The 18,576-nt window shown below is 43.6% G+C and carries 12 protein-coding genes, 4 pseudogenes and 1 other annotated feature; all 16 genes and pseudogenes read left to right on the top strand.

From position 1 onward, the window contains the following. Nucleotides 1-31 precede the first annotated feature (31 nt). On the top strand, nucleotides 32-805 hold the full coding sequence (locus M5V91_RS12405) for a YlmH family RNA-binding protein (protein ID WP_009330844.1): 774 nt from the start codon (nucleotides 32-34) through the stop codon (nucleotides 803-805). A 253-nt stretch (nucleotides 806-1,058) separates the two neighbouring features. Next, nucleotides 1,059-1,576, top strand: a pseudogene (locus tag M5V91_RS12400) (DivIVA domain-containing protein). Nucleotides 1,577-1,627: 51 nt separating this feature from the next. After that, nucleotides 1,628-1,890, top strand: a binding site (T-box leader). Between the two features lie 95 nt (nucleotides 1,891-1,985). Beyond that, a complete protein-coding gene (gene ileS, locus M5V91_RS12395) occupies nucleotides 1,986-4,757 on the top strand; it encodes an isoleucine--tRNA ligase (RefSeq protein ID WP_009330839.1) in 2,772 nt (923 codons plus the stop codon). 201 nt (nucleotides 4,758-4,958) lie between these two features. Next, nucleotides 4,959-5,246, top strand: a complete 288-nt coding sequence (locus tag M5V91_RS12390; protein WP_009330838.1) for a hypothetical protein — start codon at nucleotides 4,959-4,961, stop codon at nucleotides 5,244-5,246. 79 nt (nucleotides 5,247-5,325) lie between these two features. Further along, a complete protein-coding gene (gene lspA, locus M5V91_RS12385; RefSeq protein ID WP_009330836.1) occupies nucleotides 5,326-5,823 on the top strand; it encodes a signal peptidase II in 498 nt (165 codons plus the stop codon). Beyond that, a complete protein-coding gene (locus M5V91_RS12380; RefSeq protein ID WP_019381722.1) occupies nucleotides 5,795-6,706 on the top strand; it encodes an RluA family pseudouridine synthase in 912 nt (303 codons plus the stop codon). Before lspA ends, M5V91_RS12380 begins: the two co-directional genes overlap by 29 nt. A 210-nt stretch (nucleotides 6,707-6,916) precedes the next feature. Then, nucleotides 6,917-7,461 (top strand): annotated as a pseudogene (pyrR, locus tag M5V91_RS12375) (bifunctional pyr operon transcriptional regulator/uracil phosphoribosyltransferase PyrR). A gap of 139 nt (nucleotides 7,462-7,600) precedes the next feature. Beyond that, nucleotides 7,601-8,902: a solute carrier family 23 protein gene (locus M5V91_RS12370; protein WP_284522176.1), complete on the top strand. Its 1,302-nt coding sequence runs from the start codon at nucleotides 7,601-7,603 to the stop codon at nucleotides 8,900-8,902. Nucleotides 8,903-9,024: 122 nt separating this feature from the next. After that, nucleotides 9,025-9,861, top strand: a pseudogene (locus tag M5V91_RS12365) (aspartate carbamoyltransferase catalytic subunit); the annotation flags it as partial. A gap of 90 nt (nucleotides 9,862-9,951) precedes the next feature. Then, nucleotides 9,952-11,238, top strand: a complete 1,287-nt coding sequence (pyrC, locus tag M5V91_RS12360; RefSeq protein ID WP_009330831.1) for a dihydroorotase — start codon at nucleotides 9,952-9,954, stop codon at nucleotides 11,236-11,238. Further along, entirely contained in the window at nucleotides 11,235-12,341 is a 1,107-nt protein-coding gene (locus M5V91_RS12355) for a carbamoyl phosphate synthase small subunit (RefSeq protein WP_009330830.1), read from the top strand. The genes pyrC and M5V91_RS12355 overlap by 4 nt, the downstream gene beginning before the upstream one ends. Then, complete coding sequence (carB, locus tag M5V91_RS12350) at nucleotides 12,320-15,532, top strand: carbamoyl-phosphate synthase large subunit (protein ID WP_009330829.1); 3,213 nt, start codon at nucleotides 12,320-12,322, stop codon at nucleotides 15,530-15,532. The genes M5V91_RS12355 and carB overlap by 22 nt, the downstream gene beginning before the upstream one ends. Continuing rightward, a pseudogene (locus M5V91_RS12345) lies at nucleotides 15,529-16,306 on the top strand (dihydroorotate dehydrogenase electron transfer subunit). Before carB ends, M5V91_RS12345 begins: the two are co-directional and overlap by 4 nt. Beyond that, nucleotides 16,303-17,244 carry a dihydroorotate dehydrogenase gene (locus M5V91_RS12340; protein WP_251175159.1) on the top strand — a complete coding sequence of 314 codons (942 nt, stop codon included), beginning with the start codon at nucleotides 16,303-16,305 and terminating at the stop codon, nucleotides 17,242-17,244. The pseudogene M5V91_RS12345 and the gene M5V91_RS12340 overlap by 4 nt, the downstream one beginning before the upstream one ends. Continuing rightward, nucleotides 17,216-17,932: an orotidine-5'-phosphate decarboxylase gene (gene pyrF, locus M5V91_RS12335; protein ID WP_009330826.1), complete on the top strand. Its 717-nt coding sequence runs from the start codon at nucleotides 17,216-17,218 to the stop codon at nucleotides 17,930-17,932. The genes M5V91_RS12340 and pyrF overlap by 29 nt, the downstream gene beginning before the upstream one ends. Then, complete coding sequence (gene pyrE, locus M5V91_RS12330; protein ID WP_019381728.1) at nucleotides 17,922-18,554, top strand: orotate phosphoribosyltransferase; 633 nt, start codon at nucleotides 17,922-17,924, stop codon at nucleotides 18,552-18,554. The genes pyrF and pyrE overlap by 11 nt, the downstream gene beginning before the upstream one ends. Nucleotides 18,555-18,576: the final 22 nt, after the last annotated feature.

Here is an 18,576-nt window from a genome sequence, read left to right as displayed (position 1 = left end):
TTTATTTGTGTAAAAAGGAGGTTCCTTAAAGATGACCATTTATCAGCACTTCCGGCCGGAAGAAAAAGAATTTATCGATCAGGTTCTTAACTGGAAAGACCTTGTAGAAAATACATATGCACCAAAGCTTACTGATTTTCTTGACCCAAGGGAGCAGCAAATCCTTAAAAGCGTCATAGGGCAGCATGCCGGAATCTTATTTGCTTTATTTGGCGGAACTCCAAATGCTGAGAGAAAGAGAGCCCTCATATTTCCGGATTACTATGAAAGCGATGAGGGAGATTTTCAAATTCGGCTGTTTGAACTGGAATACCCAAAAAAGTTTGTCACCATAGAACACCCGCAAGTCCTGGGCAGTCTAATGTCTCTAGGGCTAAAAAGAGGGAAATTCGGTGATATCCTTTTTGAAGACGACAGAATCCAGTTTTTTGCAGCACAAGAAATTGAAGATTACATCAGCCTGCAGCTGCAGTCAATTGGCAGAGCTTCCGTGTCCCTGAAAAAACTGCCCTTTTCAGAGGCAATCCAATCAGCAGAAGTGTGGAAAGAAAGCTCCATCACCTCTTCATCCCTGAGATTGGATACAGTCATCTCAGCCATCTACAATATCTCCAGGCAAAAATCCCAGCTCTATATCCAGCAGGGATTAGTCAAAGTCAATTGGACGCAAATAGAAAACCCCTCATTTGAATGCCAGCAAAGCGACATCATCTCAGTCAGGGGTCAAGGCCGTTCCAAAATCATAGATATAGATGGGAAAACAAAGAAGGACAAATGGAGGATTATTGCTGGGAGGCAGAGATAGCCTATATGCGAAGTATGGAGCGAGACTACTGGGGTCAGCGCACTCAGGAGGCTGCCGGAAGCCCGCCGTCGCTGAGTGCCTGCAGCGGAAGTCAACACTTAAGCAAACAGATAAAATTTTTTATAATCTTGAAGGAATTTGAAACAACCTGTCGAATAAATAATCAAAAGACTACGGAGTCTGCTATAATTAAAATGAACCAGCAGGCTCAAACCAATTTACATAAGATCAACAGACCTGGGAGGTGGCACACATGCCATTAACACCGTTAGATATTCATAACAAGGAATTCAGCAAAGGATTCCGCGGTTATGACGAAGATGAAGTAAACGAATTCCTCGACCAGATCATAAAGGACTACGAAATCCTGATCAGGGAAAAAAGGAGCTTGAAGAAAAGCTCAATGATACAAACGAACGCATAGGCCACTTTACTACAATTGAAGAAACACTTAATAAATCTATTGTGGTTGCACAGGAAGCAGCAGAGGAAGTAAAGCGCAATGCCCATAAAGAAGCGAAGCTAATCATTAAAGAAGCTGAAAAGAATGCTGACAGAATTGTGAACGAATCCCTGTCTAAAGCGAGAAAAATCGCACTGGATATTGAAGATTTAAAGAAACAGTCCAAAGTATTCCGAACACGTTTCAAGATGCTTGTTGAAGCACAGCTGGATATGCTAAACAACGATGATTGGGATCATTTAATGGAATATAAGCTGGATTCCACTGAACTTAAGTCATTAAGAGAAGAAGAAGAATCACTGGCTTGACGAAAGCTGGAAATATCGCATATAATTTTAAAACAAAGTAAAATACGATGTTTATCAACAATGAGAGGGACAGTACAGTCTTTCAAAGCTTATGTACAGAATGGCATTCTTACTCTGTAAGCGAGCCGGGGATGGTGGAAGCCCGGGTATAAGCAAAAGCTGGAAAATCACCCTTGAGTTCCTTGCCGAACGTATAACCATCAGTAGGCCAAGGCGGTTCATTCACGTTAAGAATTCTTTGAGCGGATGAAATACAATCATTTTTCATCTACAAGGGTGGTACCGCGGGAGAATATAACCTTCTCGTCCCTTTTTGGGATGGGAAGGTTTTTTTGTATTTTACTGTGGTTTTTATCAGCTCTCATTGGCTATCATGGTATTTAATGAGTTATAAACAGGAGGCAAAGGAATGGATTACAAAGATAGTTTATTAATGCCAAAAACCGAATTCCCAATGCGCGGCAATCTACCAAAGCGCGAACCAGAAATTCAGGCAAAATGGGAAGAGATGAATATTTATGAGAAGGTCCAGGAACGGACCAAAGGCCGTCCAATGTTTGTTCTGCATGATGGTCCTCCATATGCGAATGGCGACATCCACATCGGCCATGCGCTGAATAAAATCTTAAAGGATTTCATCGTACGCTCTAAGTCAATGACAGGCTATAATGCTCCATATGTTCCTGGCTGGGATACACATGGTTTGCCAATTGAGCAGGCCTTGACAAACAAAGGCGTAAAGCGGAAAGAAATGAGTATTGCTGAGTTCCGCAAGCTTTGTGAAGAGTATGCATACGAGCAGATTGACAGCCAGCGCGGTCAATTTAAGCGCTTAGGCGTCCGCGGTGACTGGGAGAATCCATACATCACTCTAAAGCCTGAGTACGAAGCCCAGCAAATAAAAGTATTTGGGGAAATGGCGAAAAAAGGCTATATCTACAAAGGCAAAAAGCCTGTATATTGGTCACCATCATCTGAATCAGCTCTGGCTGAAGCTGAAATTGAGTATAAAGATAAGCGTTCACCGTCCATCTATGTTGCTTTTAAAGTAAAAGATGGCAAGAACGTATTGGATCAGGACACTCATATTGTCATCTGGACTACTACTCCATGGACTATCCCGGCAAACCTTGGAATTTCAATTCATCCGGACCTTACCTATAGTGTAGTTGAGGCAAACAGCAAAAAGTTTATGGTTGCTGAAGATTTACTGGCTTCAGTGGCTAAAGAATTTGAATGGGAAGACTATAAAGTTGTCCAATCAGTAAAAGGGACCGACCTCGAAAATGTAGTTGCCGAGCATCCCCTTTATGGCCGTGATTCCCTTGTCATGCTGGGTGAGCATGTTACAACTGATGCTGGTACTGGGTGTGTTCACACTGCCCCTGGCCATGGGGAAGACGATTTCCATGTAGGCATGAAATACGGGTTAGACGTATTATGCCCGGTTGATGATAAAGGAAACATGACTAGTGAAGCTCCTGGCTTTGAAGGTTTATTCTATGATGCAGCCAATAAGCCGATTACTGAAAAACTTGAGGAAGCCGGGGCTTTATTAAAACTTACTTTTATTACTCACTCTTATCCGCATGACTGGAGAACGAAAAAACCAGTTATTTTCCGTGCTACTGCCCAATGGTTTGCATCCATTAAAGATTTCCGCAATGAACTTCTGGAAGCTGTTAAGGAAACAAATTGGTATCCTGCATGGGGCGAGACAAGACTATTTAACATGGTCAGGGACCGCGGTGATTGGTGCATCTCCCGACAGCGTGTATGGGGCGTGCCAATTCCTGTCTTTTATGCGGAAAATGGAGAAGAAATTATCACAGATGAAACCATTGAACATGTGTCTAATCTTTTCCGTGAACATGGTTCGAACATCTGGTTCGAGAGAGAAGCGAAAGAACTGCTGCCTGAAGGATTTACACATCCAGGAAGCCCGAATGGCCAGTTTACAAAAGAAACGGATATCATGGACGTGTGGTTTGATTCCGGTTCTTCCCATCAGGCAGTTCTTTTAGAGCGCGACGATTTACAGCGTCCTGCAGATTTATACCTTGAAGGCTCTGATCAATACCGAGGCTGGTTTAACTCTTCACTTTCAACTGCTGTAGCAGTAACAGGCAAAGCTCCTTATAAAGGTGTCCTGAGCCACGGGTTCACACTTGATGGCGAAGGAAGAAAAATGAGTAAATCCATCGGAAACGTAGTTGTTCCGGCAAAAGTCATGAATCAGCTTGGTGCTGACATTCTGCGTTTATGGGTGGCGTCAGTTGATTATCAGGCAGATGTCCGGGTATCTGATGCTATTCTGAAGCAGGTTGCAGAAGTATATAGAAAGATCCGCAATACGTTCCGCTTCTTGCTTGGAAATCTGGATGATTTTAACCCGGCAACAGACTCGGTTTCATTTGAAAACCTGCGTGAAGTTGACCAGTTTATGCTTGTTAAGCTGAATAAACTGATCAAGAATGTTCGCGAGTCTTATGACCGCTATGAATTTGCCAGCATCTACCATGCTGTCAATAATTTCTGTACATTGGATCTAAGTGCATTCTATCTTGATTTTGCAAAAGATGTCCTATACATTGAAGCGAAAGATAATGCAGAACGCCGTGCTATCCAAACTGTTTTATATGAGAGCCTTATTGCTTTGACAAAACTTGTTGCACCTATCCTTTCCCATACTTCAGATGAAGTTTGGAGCTTTATTCCGAATGTGAAGGAAGTAAGTGTACAATTGACGGATATGCCTGAATATCAAGAGCTTCCGAACGCGAAACAGCTGGAAGAAAAGTGGACTGCATTTATGAAGCTTCGCAATGATGTTCTTAAAGCATTGGAGGAAGCGCGTAATGAAAAGGTGATCGGCAAATCTCTGACTGCTAAAGTGACACTTTATGTAAACGATCAAGCAAAGAGCCTGCTGGATTCAATTCAGGAAAATCTTCAGCAAATCTTTATCGTTTCTGGATTTGAGGTTGCAGGCAGCCTGTCAGATGCACCTGAAAATGCCGTGAAATTTGAAAATACTGCAATTGTGGTTTCCAAAGCAGAAGGCGAAACATGTGATCGCTGCTGGACAGTTACTCCAGAAGTCGGCCAGACAGAAGGCTATGACACTCTTTGCCCCCGCTGTGCTGAGGTTGTAAAGAATAATTATAGCCACTTGGCTTAAATACCTGCAGTCCCTCAAATATTTGGGGGACTGTTTTTTTTGATAAATGACGTTCTTTTTTATCCTAAGGCGAATGCGAAATCCATTTTATAAATAATTCCACCTTCACTAAATGTTGTGCCGTTTGCTAAAAGTTTGCCCGTGTCTGAAATCCGTTCCGAGAAGATAATAAAGTAAACATCATAGAACGGAGGAAACGGCATGGATGCAAAGGCAGAAGGGCTATATACAGAACTCCGTAATACAAGACAGGAAATATTGGAAAGACTAATGGAAGGCAATAGTTCCGCTTTGATAAAACCTATTTTATTGGAAGAACTGCATGATATCGAGCAAACACTCAGCAAAATTGAAACTGGAAGCTTTGGCATATGTGAAATTTCAGGTGAGCTGCTCCCGTCAGATTTGCTTCATATGATCCCTACTTTAAAAACAATGGAGGATTGCAGCAGGCTTGGGAAATTCTACAGAAAATCTATTTTCCACTGAGTTTAGGCGTGTGCTGTGTTTTTTATTCAGTTTGTGCTAAAATGCAAAGGTAATGATATGAGATTTGGGGGTTGCCTTTGTGTTTTATTACATAATTGCATTGTTCGTGATAGCACTTGATCAGTTTACGAAATGGCTGATTGTTAAGAACTTTGAATTAGGGGAAAGTGTTAAAGTTATTGAGGACTTTCTTTATATTACATCGCACCGCAACCGTGGCGCTGCCTGGGGCATCCTGCAGGGGCAAATGTGGTTTTTCTACGTAATAACCGTTATTGTCATAATTGGTATCATTTATTACATTCAAAAAGCAGCCAAAGGCAAATTGCTTCTTGGAGTCTCTTTGGGCCTGATGCTGGGCGGAGCGATTGGAAACTTTATTGACAGGGTATTTCGAAAAGAAGTGGTGGATTTTGTAAACACTTATATTTTTGGCTATGACTTTCCCGTTTTCAATATTGCTGACTCGGCACTGGTCATTGGTGTAGGATTATTGATGATTCAGATGCTGCTTGAAGAGAGAGAAGCAAAGAAAAAGGAGAAATCTTATGGAGAAAATGGAACACATCATTCCTGATGAACAGGCAGGAGAAAGAATAGATAAAGTGTTATCCACACTGAATGCGGATTGGTCAAGAACGCAGGTTCAGCAATGGATCAAAGACGGCAATGTCCTTGTAAATGGGCAGAAGCCGAAAACCAATTACAAATGTACGGCAAATGATAAAATTGAAATATCAATTCCTGAACCTGAGGAATTAGATGTCGTGCCGGAAAAAATGGATCTGGATATTTATTATGAAGATAAAGATGTCCTGGTGGTAAACAAACCAAAAGGAATGGTGGTCCATCCGGCAGCCGGGCATGGTACTGGCACTCTTGTTAATGGACTTATGGCACATTGCACAGATCTTTCAGGAATTAATGGGGTTATGAGGCCAGGAATCGTTCATAGAATCGATAAAGATACATCAGGACTTCTTATGGTTGCTAAGAATGATATGGCACATGAAAGTCTTGTGAACCAGCTGATGAATAAAACGGTTACACGTAAGTACCGTGCCGTTGTTCATGGAGTTATTCCCCATGATTATGGTACGATTGATGCGCCTATTGCCCGCGATCCCAAAGACCGTCAAAGCATGACCGTTGTTGACAATGGAAAACATGCGGTTACTCATTTTCAGGTCCTGGAGCGTTTCAGGGATTTCACACTGGTGGAATGCCAGCTGGAAACGGGAAGAACTCATCAAATCCGTGTTCATATGAAATATATTGGCTATCCTCTGGCAGGAGATCCTAAATACGGTCCAAGAAAGACTCTTGATATTGGCGGACAGGCACTGCATGCAGGTGTTCTTGGATTTGAACATCCAAGAACAGGAGAGTACCTAGAATTTGAGGCATCTATACCTGCTTATTTCGAGGAGCTATTAGATAAACTGGCAAATAATCGTTGACAATTGTCCAATTGTGCTTTAAGATGACAATAGTTGAATAAGTCCTTTAAAACAGTCCCGTGAGGCTGGGAAGGAAACGGATTGAATAAGGAAATTTGTATCCCTTATTCTGCAGCAGCAGAATCGTTTACCCTCTCGCCCGATCGGTGAGAGGGTTTTTTATATATATAACATTAACAGAAGAGAATCAGATAATAGAGGTGAGTCAGAATGCCGCAGCAAAAAGCAATTGTTTTGGATGACCAGGCAATCAGGAGAGCGCTGACAAGGATAGCTCATGAAATCATAGAGAAAAATAAAGGGATCGAACATTGCATCCTGATTGGAATCCGCACAAGGGGATTTACCTGGCGAACCGCCTGGCCGAGCGGATCGAACAAATAGAAGGTGCCAAAATTGATGTAGGCGAACTTGATATCACTCTCTATAGAGATGATCTTACAAAAAAGACTGATAATCAGGAGCCGCTAGTCAAAGGCTCAGATGTTCCAAAAGATATAAATGATCAGAAAGTGATCTTGGTCGATGATGTTCTTTATACAGGAAGAACGGTCAGAGCCGCTCTTGATGCGCTGATTGACATCGGAAGGCCATCGCAGATTCAGCTGGCAGTACTCGTGGACCGGGGCCATAGAGAGCTTCCGATAAGAGCTGATTATGTAGGAAAAAACATTCCAACCTCCAGTTCGGAGAAAATTGTTGTTGAGCTGAAGGAAGTGGATGAAAACGATCAAGTAAGCATTTTTGAAAATTAAATAGCCCTTTTAAATGCAGTCCAGAGAGGCTGGCAAAGGGGAACTCAGCAGAAGCAGTCTGTCTTTTGCTGTGCTCTTATACCCTCTTTGCGGATCTGGCAAGGAGGGTTTTTTAATAAAATGAAGAGGAGAGATTGGGATGCATAAGCCTATTCTAGATATAAAAGATGTTCCAAAACCAGCCCATTGGCTGACATTAAGTTTACAGCACTTATTCGCAATGTTCGGAGCCACTATACTTGTACCTTTCTTAGTAGGATTAAATCCTGCCATAGCTTTAATCTCAAGCGGACTGGCAACAATCGCTTTCCTCATCATAACAAAATGGCAGGTACCGGCATACTTAGGGTCATCTTTCGCTTTCATTGCTCCGATCATAGCAGCAAAAGCAGCTGGCGGACCAGGTGCTGCCATGATCGGAAGCTTTATGGCAGGGCTAGTATATGGAGCCGTAGCATTAATCATCAAAAAAGCAGGCTACCGCTGGATTATGAATCTGCTTCCACCCATCGTGGTCGGCCCGGTTATCATCGTAATCGGTTTGGCATTAGCAGGCACAGCAGTCGGTATGGCCATGAACAACCCTGAAACGGGTGAATACAGCATGCTGCATTTTTCAGCGGCGCTCATCACTTTAGGTGCAACAATTATCTTCTCCATCTATGCAAAAGGAATGCTCAGCATGGTGCCGATTCTTGCAGGTATCATCATCGGGTATGTTTACTCACTGGCTGTGGGCCTTATAGACTTCTCACTTGTACAGCAGGCAGCCTGGTTCGAAATGCCGGAGTTCATAATTCCGTTCGCTGATTATGAAGTGAGGATAACCCTGGATCTGGCACTTCTAATGATTCCGGTGGCTGTTGTGACAATCTCTGAACATATCGGTCATCAGCTTGTCCTTGGAAAAGTAGTTGGGAGAGACTATATTAAAGAACCGGGTCTTCACCGCTCCATCCTTGCTGATGGAACAGGAACAATGATCTCGGCATTAATCGGGGGTCCGCCAAAGACAACTTACGGTGAAAACATTGGCGTACTGGCCATCACAAAAATATACAGTGTCTATGTACTGGCAGGTGCTGCAGTCATCGCCATCATCTTCGGATTCATTGGCAAGGTAACAGCACTGATCAGCTCGATCCCTACTCCAGTAATGGGCGGCGTGTCGATCCTGCTGTTCGGGATCATCGCTTCATCAGGATTAAGAATGCTTGTTGACAGCAAGGTGGATTTTGGAAACAACCGTAACCTGGTTATCGCATCCGTCATCCTTGTACTCGGAATTGGCGGAGCCCATATCGAAATTTGGGCATTCAAACTGGAAGGAATGGCTCTGGCAGCGATCAGCGGCGTTCTCCTGAACCTGATTCTCCCTGGAAGAGAAGAGGCTAAGGAAGATATGTTTGAAGCTGAAAATGAAAAAAATAATGTAGCTTAACGCTTTTTAACTAAGTCCCGAGAGGCTTATAAGGGTGTTGGCGGCAAACCTGCTATACGGGGATCAGTGTATCCGTATATCTGGCTGCCTCAACTTTGCAGCACCCTGACCAAATCGGCAGGGTGCTTTTTTTGAAGAGGAGGAAAAAATTGAAACATTTGCTCACTACCTCAGAGCTAGAGATTAAAGAAATCAATAAAATACTTAATGATGCACAATACTTTTTAAACGGCGGAACATGGACTCCTGAACAAAAGGTTTTTGTCGCCAACCTCTTTTTTGAGAATAGCACAAGGACAAAGTGCAGCTTTGAAGTTGCGGAAAGGCGGCTTGGATTGGACATAATCCCATTTGAAGTCAGTACGTCAAGTGTATCGAAGGGTGAGTCACTATACGATACGGTAAAAACACTTGAAGCAATCGGAGTGCATGCAGTAGTCATTCGCCATAGCCAGGACCGCTACTTTGACGAATTAACAGATAAAAGCGGTGTTTCTATCCTTAATGCAGGGGATGGCTGCGGCCACCATCCAACACAATCCCTGCTAGACCTGCTGACAATTAAACAGGAATTCGGTTCCTTTGAAGGATTAAAAGTAGCCATCATCGGTGATATTGCCCATAGCCGTGTCGCAAGATCCAATGCAGATGCACTTGTCCGGCTCGGTGCGAAGGTTGTTTTCTCCGGACCAAAAGAATGGTTCAATGAAGAATTGCTTGAAAATGGCATGTATGAAGATGTTGATACAGCTATTGAAACCGCTGATGCTGTCATGCTGCTGAGAATCCAGCATGAGCGGCATGAATCCAAAGCCAATCAAACGGCTGAAGAATACCACCTGGCATACGGCCTTACAGAAGAGCGTGAAACAAAAATGAAGCCAAACAGCATTATCATGCATCCGGCCCCTGTAAATCGGGGTGTGGAAATAGCAGATTGCCTGGTGGAATGTGAGCGTTCCAGAATCTTCAAACAAATGCAAAATGGTGTGTACATCCGAATGGCTGTACTAAAAAGATCGATTGAACATATTGAAGGGGAGCTAATCATGTCAATATTAATCAAAAATGGCCAGTTGCTTACTAAAGAAGGGAACTTTGTAAAAACTGACATTTACATAAAGTCAGGAAAAATTGCCGGGATAGGTGCAGGTATCGAGGAAAAGGCACAGGAAGTGATTGATGCTGAAGGCTTATTGATTGCACCAGGCTTTATAGATCTCCATGTACACTTGCGTGAACCTGGCGGTGAAAAGAAAGAGACCATTGAAACTGGCACTAAAGCAGCAGCCAAAGGCGGTTTCACAACGGTTGCTGCCATGCCGAATACCCGGCCTGTACCTGATACGAAAGAACAGCTTGATAAATTGAACTGCCGTATTGAAGAGACTGCGTCGGTCAAGGTTTTGCCATATGCATCGATTACGATCCGTGAGCTTGGCCAGGAATTAACAGATTTTAAAGCACTGAAAGAAGCTGGAGCGTTTGCTTTTACAGATGACGGAGTTGGGGTTCAATCAGCAGCCATGATGCTGCAGGCAATGAGGAATGCCGCAGAGATAAGAATGCCGATTGTTGCGCACTGCGAAGAAAATACCCTCATTAACAAAGGTTCCGTACATGATGGAGTTTTTGCTAAAGAGAATGGTTTAAATGGTATCCCTTCCGTCTGTGAATCAGTGCAAATCGCAAGGGATGTACTCCTTGCCGAAGCTGCTGGCTGCCATTATCATGTCTGCCATATCAGCACGAAAGAGTCTGTCAGGGTGGTAAGAGATGCAAAGCGGGCAGGCATCAAGGTAACGGCCGAAGTGACACCTCATCACCTCCTTCTATGTGAAGAGGATATCCCAGGTCTGGATGCAAACTTTAAAATGAATCCTCCATTAAGAGGGGCAGATGACCGAGCTGCCTTAATAGAAGGATTATTGGACGGCACGATTGATTTTATCGCGACCGACCATGCACCTCACACAGCAGCGGAAAAAGAAGAGGGGATGGAGCTGGCGCCTTTTGGGATTGTTGGACTTGAGACAGCCTTCCCGCTTCTATACACACACTTTGTCGAGAAGGGAATATTCACGCTAAAACAGCTGATTGATTATTTAACAATCAAGCCAGCAAAGGCATTCGGCATTCAATCAGGAAAATTGGAAGCAGGTGGAATCGCTGATCTTGTCCTGCTTGATCTAAACCGCCAGGAAAAGATTGACCCTGTTCAGTTCTTATCAAAAGGGAAAAACACGCCATTTACTGGCTGGGATTGTAAAGGCTGGCCAGTCATGACAATAGCTGAAGGAAAAATTGTTTGGAACAGAAGGAGTGTAAAAGCATGAAAAAACAGCTGATTCTGGAAGACGGAACAATTTTTATTGGAAAAGGCTTTGGAAGCGATACGAATTCGATTGGAGAGGTAGTATTCAATACAGGAATGACGGGTTATCAGGAAATTCTCTCTGACCCTTCCTACTGTGGACAAATTGTAACATTGACATACCCTTTAATCGGAAATTATGGAATTAATCGAGATGATTTTGAATCCATCTCCCCTGCCATCTCCGGGTTCATTGTAAAAGAAGCAAGCGAGTTTCCATCAAACTGGAGAAATGAACAGTCAATTGCTGAATACTTTGAGATGAAAAACATCCCTGGGATCGCTGGGATTGATACTAGAAAATTAACAAGGATTATCAGGCAGCATGGTACGCTGAAAGGTGCTATTTGCAGCATAAGTGAAAACCCGGAATTAATCTTAGAAAAACTGCGGGCAACCAAGCTGCGAAACGATCAGGTTAAGAAAGTTTCAACTAAGACACCTTATCCAAGCCCCGGACGCGGCAGAAGGGTAGTCCTTGTAGATTTCGGCATGAAACACGGTATCTTAAGAGAATTAAACAAACGGGATTGTGATGTGATTGTTGTACCATATAATACAACAGCTGAAGAAATACTCAGCATGAGCCCGGATGGGGTTATGCTTTCAAATGGGCCGGGAGACCCGAAAGATGTTCCGGAAGCCATCACAATGATTAAAGGTCTGTTAGGAAACGTGCCGATTTTTGGGATTTGCCTGGGACATCAGCTTTTTGCCCTCGCATGCGGTGCCAATACAGAAAAAATGAAATTCGGCCATCGCGGTTCAAACCATCCGGTAAAAGATTTGCAAACCGGAAAAGTCGCATTAACATCTCAAAACCATGGATATTCAGTGGAAGAAAACTCCATCTCGGGTAGTCCTCTGGAAGTAACACATATTGCATTAAACGATGGAACGATTGAAGGTTTGAAACATAAAGAAGTCCCGGCGTTCACTGTGCAATATCACCCTGAGGCTTCACCGGGACCGGAGGATGCAAATGGATTATTTGAACAATTCCTGCAAATGATTGAATCACATAAAGAGGAAGGTGCTGCAGCATGCCAAAGCGTACAGATATAAAAAGCATTTTAGTTATCGGATCAGGACCAATTGTCATCGGACAGGCAGCAGAGTTTGATTATGCTGGAACACAGGCCTGCATTGCATTGAAAGAAGAAGGTTATCGTGTCATTCTAGTAAATTCCAATCCTGCCACCATCATGACAGATACTGAAATTGCTGACGCTGTATATATTGAGCCGCTTACGCTGGAATTCGTCAGCCGCATCATCCGAAAAGAACGCCCTGATGCCCTTGTACCTACTCTTGGGGGACAGACAGGATTAAACCTGGCAGTAGAACTTGCTGAATCAGGTGTGTTGGAAGAATGCGGGGTTGAAATCCTCGGTACAAAATTATCTGCTATTCAAAAAGCGGAAGACCGGGATCTTTTCAGGAATCTGATGAATGAACTAGGCGAGCCGGTGCCTGAAAGTGAAATTATCCATAATCTTGAAGAAGCCTATAAATTTGTAAATAGGATTGGCTATCCGGTCATCGTACGCCCTGCTTTTACATTAGGGGGGACAGGCGGGGGAATCTGCCACGATGAAGAAGAGTTAATCGAAATTGTGACAAGCGGCTTGAAGAACAGCCCTGTAACACAGTGCCTGCTTGAAAAGAGCATTGCGGGCTTCAAAGAAATTGAGTATGAAGTGATGCGAGACTCCAATGACAATGCGATTGTTGTCTGCAATATGGAAAACTTCGATCCTGTAGGTGTCCACACAGGTGATTCCATTGTTGTAGCTCCAAGCCAAACTTTAAGTGATCGTGAATATCAGCTGCTTAGAAACACTTCATTAAAAATTATCCGCGCCCTTGAGATTGAAGGAGGATGCAATGTCCAGCTGGCACTTGATCCGGATAGCTTCAATTATTACATCATTGAAGTTAACCCGCGTGTCAGCCGTTCATCAGCACTTGCATCCAAGGCAACAGGATATCCGATTGCCAAACTGGCAGCCAAGATAGCGGTGGGGCTGACACTTGATGAAATGATGAATCCTGTGACAGGAAAAACATATGCCTGCTTTGAACCGGCATTGGATTATATTGTCTCAAAAATTCCACGCTGGCCGTTCGATAAATTTGAATCTGCGAACCGTTCGCTTGGGACCCAAATGAAGGCTACAGGTGAAGTGATGGCAATAGGCCGCACATTTGAAGAATCTCTTCTGAAAGCAGTCCGTTCACTTGAAGCCAACATTTATCATCTTGAGCTGAAGGACGCTGACCAAATTTCGAATGAATTGATCGAAAAGCGGATTCGAAAAGCAGGCGATGAACGTTTGTTTTATATCGGAGAAGCCATCAGAAGGGGAGTCACCATCGAGACGATCCATGAATGGAGTATGATTGATCTATTCTTCCTTCATAAGATTAAGAAAATCATAGATTTTGAGAGTGTATTAACAGAAAATCCTTTTGACCCTGAAACAGGGAAAGCTGCAAAGGAAATGGGATTTGCCGATCTGGTGATTGCCAGGCTGTGGGATTCAAGTGAAATGGAAGTATACAGCTGGAGAAAAGAACAAGATATTGTACCGGTTTATAAAATGGTTGATACATGTGCAGCAGAATTTGAATCTGAAACACCGTATTTCTATGGAACTTACGAAGATGAGAACGAATCGGATGTAACCGGCCGCAAAAGTGTTGTTGTTCTCGGCTCAGGACCTATCCGAATTGGCCAGGGAGTGGAGTTTGACTATTCAACTGTCCACGCAGTATGGGCCATCAAGGAAGCAGGTTATGAAGCAATCATCATTAATAATAATCCGGAAACTGTTTCTACTGACTTTAGCATCTCCGATAAGCTATATTTTGAGCCGCTGACGATTGAAGATGTTATGCACATCATTGATCTTGAGAAGCCAGAAGGTGTAGTTGTGCAATTTGGCGGACAAACAGCGATTAACCTTGCAGCAGATCTGGTAAAGAGAGGCGTGAAAATTCTCGGAACTTCTCTTGAAAATGTAGACCGGGCAGAAGACCGGGATAAATTTGAGCAAGCTCTTGCAGAGCTTGGCATTCCGATGCCAAAAGGAAAGACTGCCTTATCAGTGGAGCAGGCAGTAGCGGTTGCTGGTGAAATCGGTTATCCCGTAGTTGTCCGACCATCATATGTACTTGGCGGAAGGGCCATGGAGATAGTATATAAAGAAGCCGAGCTTCTTCATTATATGGAAAACGCTGTTAAAGTAAATCCAGAGCATCCAGTATTGATCGACCGGTATCTGACTGGGAAGGAGATAGAAGTGGACGCCATTTCGGATGGAGAAAATGTGCTTATTCCAGGCATCATGGAGCATATTGAAAGAGCTGGAGTACACTCAGGAGATTCCATTGCCGTCTATCCTCCGCAAAATATATCAGAAGCAATCAAAGACAAGCTTGTTGAGTATACCGAGAAGATGGCTAAGGGCCTTGGCATTATAGGTCTCCTGAATATCCAGTATGTAGTGGCAAAAGGGGAAGTATATGTCCTGGAAGTCAACCCGCGTTCAAGCCGGACGGTTCCTTTCTTGAGCAAGATTACAAACGTGCCAATGGCCAAAATCGCCACGAAAGTTATCATGGGCCAAACATTGGCTCAGCAGGGCTGCGGATCTGGCCTCCTGCCGGAGAGAAAAGGCGTGTTTGTAAAAGTCCCAGTGTTCTCTTTTGCAAAATTAAGAAGAGTAGACATCACTTTAGGGCCTGAAATGAAGTCAACTGGAGAAGTTATGGGAAAAGATTCAACGCTTGAAAAAGCCCTTTATAAAGGCCTTGTTGCTTCCGGCATGAAAATCCAGCCGTTTGGAACCGTACTAATGACTGTCGCAGATAAGGATAAGGATGAGGCGCTGCAGCTGGCAAAGAGATTTGTATCCATCGGCTACAGGCTAATGGCAACGAGCGGAACAGCGTTATTCCTTAAATCTGCCGGCATTCCTGTAAAGGTGACTGGAAAGATCGGCTCAGAAGGGCCAAACCTTCTGGATGTCATCAGAAATGGCGAAGCGCAATTTGTTATAAATACTCTAACAAAAGGAAAGCAGCCTGCCAGAGATGGCTTCCGCATCCGCCGTGAATCGGTGGAAAATGGCGTGCCATGCCTTACTTCCCTGGATACGGCAGAAGCAATCCTTCAAGTAATCGAATCAATGAATTTCTCAGCAGATGCGATGGATAAGCCAGAACAAGTCCGGGAGGCGGTTTTATCTTGATCAGACAGGAACACTGCACTGTAATATCGCAAAATAAACTTGCCGAAAACATTTACGAGCTCACCCTTCAAGGTGAGCTTGTTCATGAAATGAAAGTGCCCGGGCAATTTGTGCATTTGAAAATATCCGGGGGTTATGACCCGATGCTAAGAAGGCCGATCAGCATTGCAGAGATTTTACCTGATGAAAGCCAGTTTAAGATGATATATCGTGCTGAAGGCAGGGGAACGGTGATGCTTTCAGAAAAAAACCTGGCGATTACACAGATGTATTGGGGCCGCTGGGAAATGGGTTTCCTATCAGTGAAGCTGGCCGGGGGGATACAGCACTTCTTGTGGGAGGCGGAATTGGAGTCCCCCTTTATATGAGTTGTCCAAACAGCTTGTAAGCCATGGTGTTAAGGTGATACATGTCCTTGGCTTTCAGTCAGCAAGTGCGGTTTTCTATGAAGAAAAGTTTGCTCAGCTGGGCGAGACCTATCTGGCTACAGCTGATGGAAGTGCAGGAACGAAAGGCTTTGTTACAGATGTTATTAATAAATTTAATATTAATTTCGATGTTTTATATTCATGCGGCCCAACGCCGATGCTGAAGGCGCTTGAAAATCAATACTCTCATAAAACGGTATACCTTTCATTGGAAGAACGAATGGGCTGCGGCATCGGAGCGTGCTTTGCATGCGTTTGCCATACAGGGGATGATCCTGATGGATACAGTTATAAAAAAGTCTGCAGTGACGGACCGGTCTTTAAAGCAGGGGAGGTAGTTCTATGAACTCATTAAATGTCAATCTGCCTGGACTGGAATTAAAAAATCCAATCATGCCTGCATCAGGATGCTTTGGCTTCGGAAGAGAATTCAGCCAAATGTATGATTTGAGCCAATTGGGTGCGATCATGATTAAGGCGACAACCTTTGAGCCCCGTTTTGGAAATCCAACACCAAGAGTGGCTGAGACCTCAGCAGGAATGCTGAATGCAATAGGACTGCAGAATCCAGGACTGGAAAAAGTGGTGAATGAAGAACTGATCTGGCTTGAACAATATGATGTACCGATCATTGCCAATGTAGCTGGTTCGCAGGAAGAGGATTATGTTGCGGTTGCCAAAAGAATTTCTGAAAGCCCGAATGTACATGCGCTTGAGCTCAACATCTCCTGTCCGAATGTAAAAACAGGCGGAATTGCCTTTGGGACTATACCGGAAATTGCTAAAAACCTAACGAAAAAAGTAAAAGAGGTTTCAGAGGTTCCTGTCTATGTAAAGCTTTCACCAAATGTCACAAATATTGTAGAAATGGCGAAAGCAGTGGAAGATGGCGGAGCTGACGGTTTAACAATGATCAACACGCTTGTTGGCATGAGAATCGATCTAAAAACAGGCAATCCGATTTTGGCAAATAGAACAGGGGGACTTTCAGGGCCAGCCATTAAGCCTGTCGCGCTAAGGATGATTTATGAAGTGAGCCAGCAGGTGTCCCTTCCTATAATCGGAATGGGCGGCATTGAATCTGCAGAGGATGTAATCGAATACTTCTATGCGGGTGCAAGTGCAGTAGCGGTTGGAACAGCTAACTTCGTAGATCCTTTTGTGTGTCCGAAAATTATCGATAGGCTGCCCGAACTTATTGAAAACCTTGGATATGAACATATTTCAGAATGTATAGGAAGGAGCTGGAAGAAGAATGAAAAAGCCGCTCATTATTGCTCTTGATTTTTCAGGGAAAATGGAAGTTAATCATTTTCTGAAAAACTTTGAAAATGAAAAATTATTTCTAAAGGTCGGCATGGAGTTATTTTATCAGGAGGGTCCTTCCATCGTTCACGAACTAAAAGAACAAGGGCATGAGATCTTCCTTGATCTCAAGCTTCATGATATTCCTAATACTGTTAAAAGTGCAATGAAGAGGCTTGCCGGGCTTGGCTGCGATATGGTTAATGTCCATGCCGCAGGAGGAAAAGCCATGATGGAAGCAGCACGTGAAGGACTTGAAGCCGGTAGTTCAGGGAAAAGGCCATCTTGTATTGCTGTGACGCAGCTGACAAGCACATCCGAACAGCAAATGAAATCAGAGCAGTTAATTCCTGCTTCATTAAACGAATCTGTTCTTCATTATGCCAAGCTTGCCAAAGAAGCAGGACTTGATGGGGTAGTATGTTCAAGTCTTGAGGCAAGGGAGATAAGTTCGCGAATAGGATCTTCCTTTTTGACTGTAACACCGGGAATACGACTGTTATCTGACGACTCCGGAGATCAGAAAAGAGTGGCAACACCTGAATTCGCCAGAAAGGAAGGGGCTTCCGCAATTGTAGTAGGCCGATCGATTACAAGAGCGGAAAATCCATTTGAAAAATATATTCAATGCAAGCAATCTTGGGAGGGCGTTCTAAATGAAGCGTAAAATAGCAGAAAAATTATTAGATATAAAAGCAGTTGCATTAAACCCAAACGATCCATTTATATGGTCTTCAGGATTACGTGCTCCAATCTATTGCGATAACCGTCTTACATTGTCATACCCTGAAGTTAGAAAAGAAATAGCTGCTGGCCTTAAATCAATCATTCTGGACAAATTTCCTGAAGCAGAACTAATTGCAGGTACAGCAACAGCAGGCATTCCGCATGCTGCCTGGGTAAGTGACATTATGGAACTGCCTATGTGCTATGTCCGCTCAAAGGCTAAGGGCCATGGGAAAGGCAAGCAAATTGAAGGAAAAGCTGACAAAGGCCAGAAGGTTGTTGTTGTTGAAGATCTGATTTCAACAGGAGGAAGTGCTATCACTGCTGTCAAGGCTTTAAGAGAAGCGGGCTGTGAAGTGCTGGGTGTTGCAGCTATCTTTACATACCAGCTGGAAAAAGGAAAGGAAATGCTGGACAAAGAGAAAATTGAAGCATATACCCTGACCGATATTGAAGCTCTGACAGAAGTAGCCGTTGAAAATGGCTATATTCAGGAAAAGGATATGAAGAAGCTGGTAGAATGGCGAAAAGATCCTGCAGAGTGGGGAAAAGTAACACAATAAAGCAGTTTTTGATAAATGAAAA

The sequence above is a fragment of the Cytobacillus pseudoceanisediminis genome (assembly GCF_023516215.1).
Taxonomy (GTDB): Bacteria; Bacillota; Bacilli; order Bacillales; family Cytobacillaceae; genus Cytobacillus; species Cytobacillus pseudoceanisediminis.
This window is presented reverse-complemented; position numbering and strand designations above follow the sequence as displayed.